The sequence below is a fragment of the Nocardioides campestrisoli genome, from assembly GCF_013624435.2.
Classification (GTDB): domain Bacteria; phylum Actinomycetota; class Actinomycetes; order Propionibacteriales; family Nocardioidaceae; genus Nocardioides; species Nocardioides campestrisoli.
On record NZ_CP061768.1, the window covers coordinates 3,511,934 to 3,526,223 of the forward strand.

Annotated in this window: 9 protein-coding genes; 2 read left to right on the forward strand and 7 right to left on the reverse strand. The window is 69.0% G+C overall.

From position 1 onward, the window contains the following. Positions 1-44: 44 nt before the first annotated feature. Complete coding sequence (ggt, locus tag H8838_RS16570) at positions 45-1,895, forward strand: gamma-glutamyltransferase (protein ID WP_185994573.1); 1,851 nt, start codon at positions 45-47, stop codon at positions 1,893-1,895. A 4-nt stretch (positions 1,896-1,899) separates the two neighbouring features. Here ggt and H8838_RS16575 read toward each other — a convergent pair whose 3' ends face one another. The 5 genes from H8838_RS16575 to rplJ all read right to left on the reverse strand — a co-directional run bounded on the left by H8838_RS16575 (position 1,900) and on the right by rplJ (position 11,669). Continuing rightward, complete coding sequence (locus H8838_RS16575; protein ID WP_185994572.1) at positions 1,900-2,745, reverse strand: DUF429 domain-containing protein; 846 nt, start codon at positions 2,743-2,745, stop codon at positions 1,900-1,902. 87 nt (positions 2,746-2,832) lie between these two features. Continuing rightward, positions 2,833-6,702 carry a DNA-directed RNA polymerase subunit beta' gene (locus tag H8838_RS16580; protein WP_181313101.1) on the reverse strand — a complete coding sequence of 1,290 codons (3,870 nt, stop codon included), beginning with the start codon at positions 6,700-6,702 and terminating at the stop codon, positions 2,833-2,835. 20 nt (positions 6,703-6,722) lie between these two features. After that, positions 6,723-10,265, reverse strand: a complete 3,543-nt coding sequence (rpoB, locus tag H8838_RS16585; RefSeq protein ID WP_181313100.1) for a DNA-directed RNA polymerase subunit beta — start codon at positions 10,263-10,265, stop codon at positions 6,723-6,725. Between the two features lie 294 nt (positions 10,266-10,559). Beyond that, a complete protein-coding gene (gene rplL, locus H8838_RS16590) occupies positions 10,560-10,949 on the reverse strand; it encodes a 50S ribosomal protein L7/L12 (RefSeq protein ID WP_181313099.1) in 390 nt (129 codons plus the stop codon). A gap of 81 nt (positions 10,950-11,030) precedes the next feature. Then, complete coding sequence (gene rplJ / locus H8838_RS16595; RefSeq protein WP_181313098.1) at positions 11,031-11,669, reverse strand: 50S ribosomal protein L10; 639 nt, start codon at positions 11,667-11,669, stop codon at positions 11,031-11,033. Between the two features lie 283 nt (positions 11,670-11,952). Between rplJ and H8838_RS16600 the strand changes: the two genes are divergently transcribed. Further along, positions 11,953-12,945 (forward strand): DnaB-like helicase C-terminal domain-containing protein, encoded by a 993-nt coding sequence (locus tag H8838_RS16600; RefSeq protein ID WP_181313097.1) that lies wholly within the window; start codon positions 11,953-11,955, stop codon positions 12,943-12,945. Positions 12,946-13,037: 92 nt separating this feature from the next. Here H8838_RS16600 and rplA read toward each other — a convergent pair whose 3' ends face one another. Further along, positions 13,038-13,757, reverse strand: a complete 720-nt coding sequence (gene rplA / locus H8838_RS16605; protein ID WP_181313096.1) for a 50S ribosomal protein L1 — start codon at positions 13,755-13,757, stop codon at positions 13,038-13,040. An 85-nt stretch (positions 13,758-13,842) separates the two neighbouring features. Then, entirely contained in the window at positions 13,843-14,271 is a 429-nt protein-coding gene (gene rplK / locus H8838_RS16610) for a 50S ribosomal protein L11 (protein WP_181313095.1), read from the reverse strand. Positions 14,272-14,290: the final 19 nt, after the last annotated feature.

Consider the following 14,290-nt stretch of genomic DNA (forward strand, 5'->3'; position numbering starts at 1 on the left):
GTGCCGGTCACGTACGCCGCGCGACGCCGATCTCGGGAGGATCCATGTCAGCACGCACCTCAGGTCCCGCGCTCCTCGCAGCCGCCGCCAGCCTCGCCCTGTGCGCCACCGTCGCGCCGGTGGCCCCCGCCTCCGCGGAGCCGGACGCCCAGGTCCCCGCGGCACGTCCCACCACCAAGGTGCCGACCGCGGTCGGCCGCGGCGGCGCGGTGACCACCGTCGACCCGGAGGCCACGCGGGCCGGGCTCAAGGTGCTGCGTGCCGGGGGCAACGCCGTCGACGCCGCGGTCGCCGCGGCGTCCACCCTCGGGGTCACCGAGCCCTACAGCGCCGGCATCGGCGGCGGCGGCTACTTCGTCCTCTACGAGGCGAAGACCGGCCGGGTGCGCACCCTCGACGGACGCGAGACCGCGCCGGCCAGGGCCCGCCGCGACGACTTCGTCGACCCCGCGACCGGCAAGCCTTACAACTTCACCCCCGAGCTGGTCACCAGCGGGGTCAGCGTCGGCGTGCCCGGCACCCTGAAGACCTGGCAGAAGGCGCTGCGCCGCTGGGGCACCTGGTCCCTGGGCGAGGCCCTCGCGCCGGCGACCAAGGTCGCCCGGAGGGGCTTCAAGGTCGACGCGACGTTCCGCGAGCAGACGCTCGACAACGCCGTCCGGTTCGCCGCCACCAAGGAGAGCAGGCGGCTCTGGCTGCCGGGCGGGGACGCCCCGCGGGTGGGCTCGATCTTCCGCAACCCCGACCTGGCCGACACCTACCGGCGGATCGCCCGGGAGGGGACCAAGGCGTTCTACACCGGCCCGATGGCCCGCGACATCGTGCGCGCGGTCCAGAACCCCGACAAGACCCGGAGCACCCAGCTGCCCGTCCCGCCCGGCAAGCTGAGCCTGCGGGACCTGCGCGGCTACGACGTCGCGGCGCAGCGCCCGACCCGCAGCGACTACCGCGGCTACCAGGTCTACGGGATGGCGCCCTCGTCCTCGGGCGGCAGCACGGTCGGGGAGGCGCTCAACATCCTGGAGCGCTACGACCTGTCGTCGATGTCGGTCACCGACGCGTTGCACCACTACTTGGAGGCCAGCGCCCTGGCCTTCGCCGACCGCGGCAAGTACCTCGGCGACCCGGCCTTCGTCGACGTCCCGCTGCGCGACCTGCTCAGCGACACCTACGCGGCCGAGCGGGCCTGCGCGATCACCCCCGGCAAGGCGTTCGCCAAGCCCACCGCGGCCGGCTCGGTCACCGGGTACGACGGGGTCTGCGGCGCGGCGCCCGCGGCCGGGACCCTCGACCCGGACACGGAGAACATCTCCACCACCAACCTCACGGTCGCCGACCGCTGGGGCAACGTCGTGGAGTACACGCTGACGATCGAGCAGACCGGCGGCTCCGGGATCACGGTGCCGGGGCGCGGCTTCCTGCTCAACAACGAGCTGACCGACTTCAGCACGGTCTACGACTCGACCGACCCGAACCGGATCCAGCCGCGCAAGCGGCCGCGCTCCTCGATGTCCCCGACGATCGTGCTCAAGGACGGCAAGCCGTTCCTGGCGCTCGGCTCGCCCGGCGGCTCGACCATCATCACCACCGTGCTGCAGATCCTGGTCAACCGGATCGACCTCGGGATGACCCTGCCCGAGGCGGTCGCGGCGCCGCGCGCCACCCAGCGCAACACCGCCAGCACCACCGCCGAACCGGAGTTCATCGCCGCCCACGGCCCCGCGCTGACCGCCTACGGGCACACGCTGGTGCCCTCCGGCGACGCGTTCACCAGCCGGGCGGAGATCGGGGCGGCGACCGCCATCGAGATCGCCGGACGACGGCTGACCGCGGTCTCCGAGCCCGTACGCCGCGGCGGGGGCGCCGCCGAGGTGGTGACCCCGCGCTCGCGCTGAACGTTCAGGCCCGGATCGCCGCGGGGACCCCGTCGCTGAACACCTCGGGGACGGGCGGGAAGCACTCCGCGGTCCCCACCGCGACCCGGGCCGCGCTCCATGCGGCGGCACAGGCGTCGAGCAGGTCGTCCACCGCGTACCCGGGGCCGGCCGCGAGCCACGGCACGGGGAAACCGGCGGCGCGCAGGGCGGCCACCCGCGCCTGCTGCCCCTCGGGGGTCCGCTTGCCGGCCAGGACCGGCTCCCCCGCCAGCCGGGCGAACGACAGCTCGGGGTGCACCTCGACGACGGCGACCGGCGGGCCGGAGCGGACGTAGCCGTCGGCGTCGAGGATCCGCTCGCGCAGCGCGTAGGACTGCGCGGCGGCGCTCATCGCCTCGGTGCCCGCGGTGGCCTCCAGGTTGGCGGCTCGTGCCTCGGCGTACGTGGTCGCCTCGTAGGCGGCGCGGGTCAGGGTGGTGAAGACGGAGCTGCCCTTGCCCGGCAGCTCCCGGCGCACCAGGACGTCGGCCTGCCGGCGGCCTGCGTCCGGCAGTCCGATCGGGATGTCCACGCCGACCACCTGGACTGCGGCCGACTCACGCGCCAGCTCCACCAGCCGGGCCAGGGACGACCCGGCCAGCACCTGGCAGCGGCCGCCGGTCAGCAGCGCGCCGACCCAGCCGCCCGGGCAGGCGTCCACGCCGAGCACCGGAGGAGCGTCGGGGAGCCGCACCGGCGACGAGAGGTCGTCGGCCCGCGCGCGGAGCGCCGCGACCGTCTCCCGCACGTCCACGCCCAGCCGGCCCCCCAGGTCGGTCAGGTCGGCGAGCACCCGCTCGACCTCGGCACGCAACTGGTCAGGCTCCACGCCCGGCATCCTGCCACCGGCGCGGGAACGGCACAGGGCCGGACCCCGCGGGTGCGGGATCCGGCCCTGGCCGGTGAAGCGGTGGAACTAGTTCTGGTACGACCCGAAGTCGAAGTCGTCCAGCGCCACGGCCTGGCCGCTGCTCTGGCCGAAGTCGTAGTCGTAGGAGTCGTAACCGGTCACGGAGTACGCCGCTGCGCGGGCCTCCTCGGTGGGCTCCACCCGGATGTTGCGGTACCGCTCGAGGCCGGTACCCGCCGGGATCAGCTTGCCGATGATCACGTTCTCCTTCAGACCCAGCAGCGAGTCCGAGCGACCGTGGATCGCCGCGTCGGTGAGCACCCGGGTCGTCTCCTGGAAGGAGGCGGCCGAGAGCCACGACTCGGTGGCGAGCGAGGCCTTGGTGATACCCATGAGCTCCGCACGACCCGAGGCCGGCGTGCCACCCTCGGAGACCACGCGACGGTTCTCCTCCTCGAACCGGGCCCGGTCGACCAGGTCCGACGGCAGCAGGTTGGTGTCACCGGACTCGATGACCGTCACGCGCCGCAGCATCTGCCGCACGATGATCTCGATGTGCTTGTCGTGGATGGCCACACCCTGGGAGCGGTAGACCTCCTGGACCTCGTCCACGAGGTGCTGCTGCGCCTTGCGGATACCGAGGATGCGCAGGACCTCCTTCGGGTCCGGCGTACCCACGGTCAGCTGCTGGCCGACCTGGATGCTCTCGCCGTCCTCGACGTTGAGCCGCGAACGCTTCGAGACCGGGTACTCCACGACCTCGGAGCCGTCGTCGGGGGTGATGATCACCTTCCGAGCCTTGTCGGTCTCCTCGATCTCCACCCGGCCGGCGACCTCGGAGATCGGCGACAGGCCCTTGGGCTGCCGCGCCTCGAAGAGCTCGACCACGCGGGGCAGACCCTGCGTGATGTCGCTGGCCGAGGCCGAACCACCGGTGTGGAAGGTACGCATGGTCAGCTGCGTGCCGGGCTCACCGATCGACTGGGCGGCGATGATGCCGACCGCCTCACCGATGTCGACCAGCTTGCCGGTGGCCAGCGAGCGGCCGTAGCACTTCGCACAGGTACCGGTCAGGGCGTCGCAGGTCAGCACGGAGCGGACCTTGACCTCCTCGACACCGGCCGCGACCAGCTCGCCGATCTTGACGTCACCGAGGTCCTCACCGGCGACGGCGAGCACCTCCCCGGTCTCCGGGTGGGTGATGTCGACGGCCGCGGAGCGCGCGTAGGCCGCGGTCTCCGAGTGCGGGTGCTTGACGACCGTGCCGTCCTCACGACGCTCACCGATCTGCTTGGGCAGACCGCGCTCGGTGCCGCAGTCCTCCTCGCGGATGATGACGTCCTGCGAGACGTCGACCAGACGACGGGTCAGGTAGCCCGAGTCGGCCGTACGCAGGGCGGTGTCAGCCAGACCCTTGCGCGCACCGTGGGTGGCGATGAAGTACTCCAGGACGGTCAGACCCTCGCGGAAGTTGGACTTGATCGGCCGCGGGATGATCTCACCCTTCGGGTTGGCCACCAGGCCTCGCATGGCCGCAACCTGCCGGATCTGGTTCATGTTTCCGGAGGCACCGGAGTCGACCATCATGTAGATCGGGTTGGCCCGGTCGAAGGTCTTCTCCATCGCGCGACCGACCTCGGCCGCAGCCTGGGTCCAGATCTCGATGAGCTCCTGACGGCGCTCGTCCTCGGTGACCAGACCACGCTCGAACTGGGTGTCCACCTTGGCGGCCTGGGCCTCGTAGCCCTTGAGGATCTGGGCCTTCTCCGGCGGCGTCGTGACGTCGTCGATCGAGACCGTGACACCCGAGCGGGTCGCCCAGTGGAACCCGGCGTCCTTCAGGGCGTCCAGGGACGCCGCGACCTCGACCTTGGTGTAGCGCTCGGCGAGGTCGTTGACGATCTGGCCCAGGGCCTTCTTGCCCACCTCGTAGTTCACGAAGGGGTAGTCGACCGGGAGGCAGTCGTTGAAGATCGTCCGGCCCAGCGTGGTGTCGAGCAGGACCGGCTGGCCCTCGACGGCACCCTCGGTCTCCAGCGGGGCGACGATGTCGTCCAGCCGGATCCGCACCTTGCTCTGCAGGCTGATCTCGCGTCGGTCGAAGGCCATGATCGCCTCGGCCTGCGAGGAGAACGCACGACCCTCGCCCGGCTGGCCCTCACGGTCGGTGGTGAGGAAGAACAGCCCGATGATCATGTCCTGGGTCGGCATGGTGACCGGCCGGCCGTCGGACGGCTTGAGGATGTTGTTCGTCGACAGCATCAGGATCCGCGCCTCGGCCTGGGCCTCGGCGGACAGCGGCAGGTGCACCGCCATCTGGTCACCGTCGAAGTCCGCGTTGAACGCGGAGCAGACGAGCGGGTGGATCTGGATGGCCTTGCCCTCGATCAGCTGCGGCTCGAACGCCTGGATGCCCAGACGGTGCAGCGTGGGCGCACGGTTGAGCAGCACCGGGTGCTCGGTGATGACCTCTTCCAGGACGTCCCACACGACCGGACGCGCGCGCTCCACCATCCGCTTGGCGGACTTGATGTTCTGCGCGTGCGAGAGGTCGACGAGCCGCTTCATCACGAACGGCTTGAAGAGCTCCAGCGCCATCTGCTTGGGCAGACCGCACTGGTGCAGCTTGAGCTGCGGACCCGACACGATGACCGAACGGCCCGAGTAGTCCACGCGCTTGCCGAGCAGGTTCTGCCGGAAGCGGCCCTGCTTGCCCTTGAGCATGTCGGAGAGCGACTTCAGCGGCCGGTTGCCCGGGCCCGTGACGGGACGACCACGACGGCCGTTGTCGAACAGCGAGTCGACGGCCTCCTGGAGCATCCGCTTCTCGTTGTTGACGATGATCTCGGGAGCGCCCAGGTCGAGCAGTCGCTTGAGCCGGTTGTTCCGGTTGATCACGCGGCGGTACAGGTCGTTGAGGTCGGAGGTCGCGAAGCGGCCACCGTCCAGCTGCACCATCGGCCGCAGGTCCGGCGGGATCACCGGGACGGCGTCCAGCACCATGCCGATCGGCTGGTTGCCGGTCTTGCGGAAGGCGTCGACGACCTTGAGGCGCTTGAGCGCGCGCACCTTGCGCTGGCCCTTGCCGTTGGCGATGGTGTCGCGCAGCGACTCCACCTCGCCCTCGATGTCGAAGTCCTGGAGGCGCTTCTGGATCGCCGTGGCGCCCATGTGGCCCTCGAAGTACTTGCCGAACCAGTTCTTCATCTCGCGGTAGAGGATCTCGTCGCCGAGCAGGTCCTGGACCTTGAGCGACTTGAAGGTCGACCAGATCTCCTCCAGGCGCGCGAGCTCGGAGTCGGCCCGCTTGCGGATCGCGGCCATCTCGCGCTCGGCCCCGTCCTTGACCTTGCGGCGCTGGTCGGCCTTGGCCCCCTCGGCCTCGAGGGCCTCGAGGTCCTCCTCGAGCTTCTTGGCCCGCTCGTCGACCATGGAGTCACGGCGCTTCTCGAGACGCTCGCGCTCGAGGCCGACCTTGTTCTCCAGGGTCTCCATGTCACGGTGGCGGGCGTCCTCGTCCACCGACGTGATCATGTAGGCGGCGAAGTAGATGACCTTCTCCAGGTCCTTCGGCGCCAGGTCGAGCAGGTAGCCCAGGCGCGAGGGCACACCCTTGAAGTACCAGATGTGCGTCACCGGGGCGGCGAGCTCGATGTGGCCCATCCGCTCTCGGCGCACCTTGGAGCGGGTGACCTCCACGCCGCACCGCTCGCAGATGATGCCCTTGAATCGGACGCGCTTGTACTTGCCGCAGTAGCACTCCCAGTCCCGGGTGGGACCGAAGATCTTCTCGCAGAAGAGGCCGTCACGCTCGGGCTTGAGCGTGCGGTAGTTGATGGTCTCGGGCTTCTTGACCTCGCCGTGGCTCCACGTGCGGATCTCGTCCGCAGTGGCCAGGCCGATCCGGAGCTGGTCGAAGAAATTGACGTCGAGCACTGTGTTGATTCCCTACCTTCTCAGACTTCTTCGACGGAGCTGGGCTCGCGACGGGACAGGTCGATGCCGAGCTCTTCGGCCGCCCGGAAGACATCTTCCTCGGCGTCCTTCATCTCGATCGTGGAGCCGTCCTGGGACAGCACCTCGACGTTGAGGCAGAGCGACTGCATCTCCTTGATGAGCACCTTGAAGGACTCGGGGATGCCCGAGTCTGGGATGTTCTCCCCCTTCACGATGGCCTCGTAGACCTTGACGCGACCGGGCACGTCGTCGGACTTGATCGTCAGCAGCTCCTGCAGGGCGTAGGCGGCGCCGTACGCCTCCATCGCCCAGACCTCCATCTCACCGAAGCGCTGGCCACCGAACTGGGCCTTACCGCCGAGCGGCTGCTGGGTGATCATCGAGTACGGACCGGTCGAGCGCGCGTGGATCTTGTCGTCGACCAGGTGGTGGAGCTTGAGGATGTACATGTAGCCCACCGAGACCGGGTCCGGGAAGGGCTCGCCGGAGCGGCCGTCGAAGAGGTTGGCCTTGCCGGTCTCGTCGATCAGGCGGACGCCGTCCCGGTTGGGCAGCGTGGCGCCCAGCAGGCCGGTGATCTCGTCCTCGCGCGCACCGTCGAAGACCGGGGTGGCGACCTTGGTGCCCGCCTCGCTCTTCTCGGCGTGGATCGACATGAGCCGGTCCTGCCACTCCGCGGAACCGCGGTCGGCGTGCAGGTCCAGGTCCCAGCCCTGCTTGGCCAGCCAGCCCAGGTGGAGCTCGAGGATCTGGCCGATGTTCATCCGTCGCGGCACACCCAGCGGGTTGAGCACGACGTCGACCGGGGTGCCGTCCTCCATGAACGGCATGTCCTCGACGGGCAGGATCTTGGCGATGACGCCCTTGTTGCCGTGGCGGCCGGCCAGCTTGTCGCCGACCGAGATCTTCCGCTTCTGGGCCACGTAGACGCGGACCAGCTGGTTGACGCCGGGCGGGAGCTCGTCGCCGTCCTCGCGGTCGAAGACCCGGACGCCGATGACGGTGCCCGACTCGCCGTGCGGCACCTTCATCGAGGTGTCGCGGACCTCGCGCGCCTTCTCACCGAAGATCGCGCGGAGCAGCCGCTCCTCGGGGGTGAGCTCGGTCTCGCCCTTGGGCGTGACCTTGCCGACCAGGATGTCACCGGTGGTGACCTCGGCGCCGATGCGGATGATGCCGCGCTCGTCGAGGTCGGCCAGGCCCTCCTCGGAGATGTTCGGGATGTCCCGGGTGATCTCCTCGGGGCCGAGCTTGGTGTCGCGGGCGTCGACCTCGTGCTCCTCGATGTGGATCGAGGTGAGGACGTCCTCCTGCACCAGCCGCTGGCTGAGGATGATCGCGTCCTCGTAGTTGTGGCCCTGCCACGGCATGAACGCGACCAGCAGGTTCGTGCCCAGCGCCATCTCGGCGTTGTCGGTGCACGGACCGTCGGCGATGGGCGAGCCCACCTCGACCCGGTCACCCTCGACGACCAGCGGGCGCTGGTTGATGCAGGTGCCCTGGTTCGAGCGCTTGAACTTCGCCATCCGGTACGTCTGGTACGAGCCGTCGTCGTTCATCGTCTCGATCGCGTCGGCCGAGACCGACTTGACCACGCCGGCCTTCTCGGCCACCACGACGTCACCGGCGTCGACCGCGGCGCGGTACTCCATGCCGGTGCCGACCAGCGGGCTGTCGCTGCGGATCAGCGGCACGGCCTGGCGCTGCATGTTCGCACCCATGAGGGCGCGGTTGGCGTCGTCGTGCTCGAGGAACGGGATCAGGGCGGTCGCCACCGACACCATCTGGCGCGGGGAGACGTCCATGTAGTCCACGTCGCCGGCGAGGATCTCGGAGACCTCGCCGTTCTTCTGCCGGACCAGCACCCGCTCGTCGACGAAACGGTCGTTCTCGTCGAGCTGGGCGTTCGCCTGGGCGATGACGTAGCGGTCCTCGTCGTCGGCGGTCAGGTAGTCGATGCGCTCGGTGACCACGCCGTTCTCGACCTTGCGGTACGGCGTCTCCACGAAGCCGAACGGGTTGATCCGTCCGTAGGAGGCGAGCGAGCCGATCAGGCCGATGTTCGGGCCCTCCGGGGTCTCGATCGGGCACATGCGGCCGTAGTGCGAGGTGTGGACGTCGCGGACCTCCATGCCGGCGCGGTCACGGGAGAGACCGCCGGGACCCAGCGCGGAGAGGCGACGCTTGTGCGTCAGGCCCGCGATCGGGTTGGTCTGGTCCATGAACTGCGAGAGCTGCGAGGTGCCGAAGAACTCCTTCAGCGCCGCGACCACGGGACGGATGTTGATCAGGGACTGCGGCGTGATGGCCTCGACGTCCTGGGTGGTCATCCGCTCGCGGACCACGCGCTCCATCCGGGCCAGGCCGGTACGGAGCTGGTTCTGGATCAGCTCGCCGACCGTGCGCATGCGCCGGTTGCCGAAGTGGTCGATGTCGTCGGCGAAGACCTTGACCGGCTTGTCGTCGGCCCCGATGACCTGGTTGCCCTGCGGGTCCACGAGGTCGACCGGGTCCTGCGGCGCGCCGCTGGCGTGCAGCTGGACGATGTAGCGGATCGCGTTGACCACGTCGTTGATGGTCAGCGTCTGCTGGTCGAAGGCCTCGTGCAGGCCGAGCTTCTTGTTCAGCTTGTACCGGCCGACCTTGGCCAGGTCGTAGCGCTTCGGGTTGAAGTAGTAGTTCTTCAGCAGCGTCAGCGCGGCCTCGCGCGTCGGCGGCTCGCCCGGGCGGAGCTTGCGGTAGATGTCGAGGAGGGCGTCGTCGGGGCCCTGGGTGTTGTCCTTCTCCTCGGTGAGCTGGATCGACTCGTACTGACGCAGCTCGGCCATGACCGACTCGTAGTCGTACGGCTCGCCCTCGTAGCCCTCCTCGCTGGCCAGCGCCTGGAGCGCCTTGAGCAGGACGGTGACGTTCTGCTTGCGCTTGCGGTCGAGGCGGACGCCGACCAGGTCACGCTTGTCGATCTCGAACTCGAGCCAGGCGCCGCGCGAGGGGATGACCTTCGCGGTGTAGATGTCCTTGTCGGACGTCTTGTCGGCCGAGCGCTCGAAGTAGGCGCCCGGCGAGCGGACCAGCTGGGAGACGACGACGCGCTCGGTGCCGTTGATGATGAAGGTGCCCTTGCGGGTCATCATCGGGAACTCGCCCATGAACACCGTCTGGGCCTTGATCTCGCCGGTGGTGTTGTTCATGAACTCGGCGGAGACGTAGAGGGGGCGGGAGTAGGTGAAGTCCTTCTCCTTGCACTCCTCCTCCGTGTACTTGGGGTCCACGAAGACCGGGTTCTCGAAGGACAGCGACATGGTGTCGTTGAAGTCCTCGATGGGTGAGATCTCCTCGAAGATCTCCTGGAGGCCCGACTTCTCGGAGACGTCCTCGCCGGCGGCACGGCGGGCGGCGACGGTCTCCTCCCACTTCTCGTCGCCGATCAGCCAGTGGAAGCTGTCGGTCTGGAGAGCGAGGAGCGGAGGAACCTCGAGAGGCTCCTTGATCTTTGCGAAAGAAGTGCGACGGGGGTTACCAGCGGAGCTGCGCGCGGCCAAGATGCGTCCTTCGAATGATCGCTGAAGGTGAAGTGGCGCCACCCACCACTACAGCACCCGTTCCGGTCAGGGTGTGAGCATCTGAGGGCAGACGCAAAGATTGATCTTAACGCGTCTCGGCACGCAGGGCAAACCCCCGACGGAGGTCGATTCCACTGCGGTTGCGGAAGATGATGACTCGCGCGAGCGCTCCAGGTCAAGCCGCGTCGCGGAGCAGCACGAAAGGCGGCCACCCCCGTCGCCGGGGATGACCGCCTTCCATGGTCGTGCAGGTGTCCCCCGGAGGGGACGAGGTCACTTGAGCGTGACGGTGGCGCCGGCGCCCTCGAGGGACTCCTTGGCCTTCTCGGCGGCCTCCTTGGTGACCTTCTCGAGGATCGCCTTGGGGGCGCTCTCGACGAGGTCCTTGGCCTCCTTCAGGCCGAGGGAGGTCAGGGCGCGCACCTCCTTGATGACGTTGATCTTCTTGTCGCCGGCGGACTCGAGGACGACGTCGAACTCGTCCTGCTCGGCGGCGGCCTCGCCACCGGCGGCGCCGCCGGCAGCGGGGGCGGCGGCAACGGCGACGGGCGCCGCGGCGGTCACGCCGAAGGTCTCCTCGAACTCCTTGACGAACTCGGAGAGCTCGATGAGGGTCATCTCCTTGAACGCGTCGAGGAGGTCAGCGGTGCTGAGCTTCGCCATGGTTGGCGGTTCCTTCCATTCGTTGGACGGGCCGGGGTGACGGACCGTCCGGGGGTTTCAGGTGGTGGTGGGTACGACGCCTCAGGCGTCGGTGGCCTCGGTCGACTCGGTGTCGGCCGGTGCCTCCTCGGCAGCGGGAGCAGCAGCCTCGTCGGCAGCGGCCTCCGGCGCCGGCGTACCGGCACCACCTGCGAGGATCGAGGGGTCCTGCTCGGCCTTCGCCTGCAGGGCGCCGGCGAGCCGGGCAGCCTGCGCGAGCGGGGCGTTGAGCAGGTAGACGGCCTGGGAGAGGGAGGCGAGCATCGCGCCCGCCATCTTGCCCAGGAGCACCTCACGCGACTCGAGGTCGGCCAGCTTGGCCACCTCTGCCGCGTCGAGGGTGTTTCCGTCGAGGACGCCGCCCTTGATCACGAGGGCGGGGTTCGCCTTGGCAAAGTCACGCAGACCCTTGGCGGCCTCCACCACGTCACCGCTGATGAACGCGATGGCGGTGGGACCGGTCAGCAGGTCGTCGAAGCCTTCGATGCCCGCCTCATTGGCGGCCAGCTTGGCCAGCGTGTTCTTGACCACGGCGTAGTTGGCGTTCTCGCCGAGGGAGCGCCGCAGATCCTGCAGCTGCTTCACGGTGAGACCGCGGTACTCGGTCAGCACAGCGCCGGCGGACTCGTTGAACGACTCAACGATCTCCGCGACGGCTGCTGTCTTCTCTGGCCGCGCCATGGGTCTCCTTCCGGACTACGTCGAAGACTGTCGGGCAAGGACCCCTGGAAAAGACGAACGCCCCGGGCACAGGGCCCAGGGCGTGGACCCGGATCTCTCCGGGCTACTCTCTGGCACCTGCGCTGGCCGTCCGCTTCCACGGAACCTTCGATCGATGCTCCACGGGGGAGCTCCGACCACCGGCGGTCTCTGGTTACCTGCACACCATAGGCGGGTCTCCCGCAGCCGACCAAATCGACGAACTCGGTCCGCACAGCGGTCGCTCCGTGATCGAATTCCTTCTGTGGACTCGCTGAACTCCCTGCACGCGGTGCTCGAGCGTGTCGATGCACGGCTCCTCTCCCCCGCCTCCGACGTGCGCATCTGGGCCACCGGCTTCCCGCTGCTCGACGACACCCTGGGCGGCGGGCTGCGCGCCGGCGCTCTCAACCTGCTCGCGGGCTCCCAGGGCGAGGGCAAGACCACCTTCGCCCTGCAGATCGCCCGGCACAGCGCCCGGCGCGGACGGCCGGTGCTCTTCTTCTCCTACGAGCTCGAGGCCGAGGTGCTGCTGCAGAAGGTGATCGCCGCGGAGGCCGCCGAGCTCGGCGTCGCCGGGCCGATCTCGGTCTACCAGGTGCGCGCCGCGTTCGAGGACACCGACGGCGCCGACGGCGGCCTGCCGGAGCGCCTGAGCCGCTTCCCCGGCGGCCTGGACGCGCTGAGCACGGTCAGCGAGTACGCCCCCAAGCTGATGATCCACCGCTCGACCACCACCCACACCAACCTCGAGGTGATCTCCTCGACGGTCAAGGAGGTGATCGCCGAGCACGGCGAGTCCCCGTTGATCGTCGTCGACTACCTGCAGAAGGTCCGCCCGGTGGTGGAGATGGACGAGGAGCAGGCGATCACCCACGTCACCGAACGGCTCAAGGACATCGCCATCGAGTTCGACTGCCCGGTCCTGGCCATCTCCGCCTCCGACCGCGCCGGGCTGGAGCCCGGCAGCCGGATGCGTGCACGGAACATGAAGGGGTCCACCGCCCTGGCCTACGAGGCCGACGTGGTGCTGATCCTGGCCAACAAGGCCGACATCGTCGCCCGCCACCACCTGATGTACGCCGCCAACAACGGCGACCACTTCAAGGAGTGGTCGGTGCTCACGGTGGAGAAGAACCGCTCGGGACGCACCGGCGCCGAGATCGAGTTCAAGAAGCACTTCGCGCACGGTCACTTCCTCGCCGACGGCGAGGTGGTCTCGGAGAAGCTCGTCGACGAGCGGGTCTTCACCGACTGACCCGGGCCGCGGTCTGCACCCGCCCCCGGAAAGCAGCGAGGGCCGGCTCCCCCGGAGGGGAACCGGCCCTGAAGCCTCAGAGGATCAGGCGGTCAGGCCTGCGCCTCGTCCTCGGACGCGACGTTCTTGATGCGCGCCGGGTCGACCTGGATGCCGGGGCCCATGGTCGTGGAGACGGTGACCTTCTTGATGTAGCGGCCCTTGGAGCTGGCCGGCTTGAGCCGCAGCACCTCCTCGAGGGCGGCGGCGTAGTTCTCCGCGAGCGCGGTCTCGGAGAACGAGGCCTTGCCGATGATGAAGTGCAGGTTCGCGTGACGGTCCACGCGGAACTCGATCTTGCCGCCCTTGATCTCGGTCACGGCCTTGGCCACGTCCGGGGTCACGGTGCCGGTCTTCGGGTTCGGCATGAGGCTGCGCGGGCCGAGCACGCGGCCCAGGCGGCCGACCTTGCCCATCATGTCCGGAGTCGCGACGACGGCGTCGAAGTCGAGCCAGCCGCCGTTCACCTTCTCGATCAGCTCGTCGCCACCGACGAAGTCGGCGCCGGCCTCACGGGCGGCCTCGGCCTTCTCCGCGTTCGCGAAGACCAGGACGCGGGCGGTCTTGCCGGTGCCGTGCGGCAGGTTGACGGTGCCGCGCACCATCTGGTCGGCCTTGCGCGGGTCGACGCCGAGGCGCATGACCACGTCGACGGTCTCGTCGAACTTCTTCTTGCTGTTGTCCTTCGCGATCTTGATCGCGGCGAGCGGGGCGTAGAGCTCGTTCTTGTCGAACTGCTCGGCCGCCGCACGGTAGCTCTTGCTGCGCTGCATGTCTGGTTACTCGATTCTTTCCAGTGTGGTCGGTGAGCCAGCGCGGCTCTGCCACGGGGTGTCGATCAGGTGGGCCGTGCGGTGATCAGTCGGTGGTGACGCCCATGGAGCGGGCGGTCCCCTCGACGATCTTCATGGCGGCCTCGATGTCGTTGGCGTTGAGGTCCGGCAGCTTGGTCGCGGCGATCTCGCGGATCTGGTCCTTGGAGAGCTTGCCGACCTTCTCCTTGTGCGGGACACCCGAGCCCTTGGCGAGCCCAGCGGCCTTCTTGATCAGCTCGGCGGCCGGCGGGGTCTTGGTGACGAACGTGAACGACCGGTCCTCGTAGATGGTGATCTCGACGGGGATGACGTTTCCGCGCATGGACTCGGTCTGGGCGTTGTACGCCTTGCAGAACTCCATGATGTTGACACCGTGGGGACCGAGCGCGGTACCCACCGGCGGAGCCGGGGTCGCGGCGCCGGCCTGGAGCTGCACCTTGACCAGGGCAGCGATCTTCTTCTTGGGGGGCATCTAGGTGCTTCCTTCGATT

Coding starts and splice junctions, on each gene's coding strand:
- rplA (WP_181313096.1), bottom strand. CDS start 13,757: ATGCAGCGCAGCAAGAGCTACCGTGCGGCGGCCGAGCAGTTCGACAAG.
- rplL (WP_181313099.1), bottom strand. CDS start 10,949: ATGGCGAAGCTCAGCACCGCTGACCTCCTCGACGCGTTCAAGGAGATG.
- ggt (WP_185994573.1), top strand. CDS start 45: ATGTCAGCACGCACCTCAGGTCCCGCGCTCCTCGCAGCCGCCGCCAGC.
- rplJ (WP_181313098.1), bottom strand. CDS start 11,669: ATGGCGCGGCCAGAGAAGACAGCAGCCGTCGCGGAGATCGTTGAGTCG.
- rplK (WP_181313095.1), bottom strand. CDS start 14,271: ATGCCCCCCAAGAAGAAGATCGCTGCCCTGGTCAAGGTGCAGCTCCAG.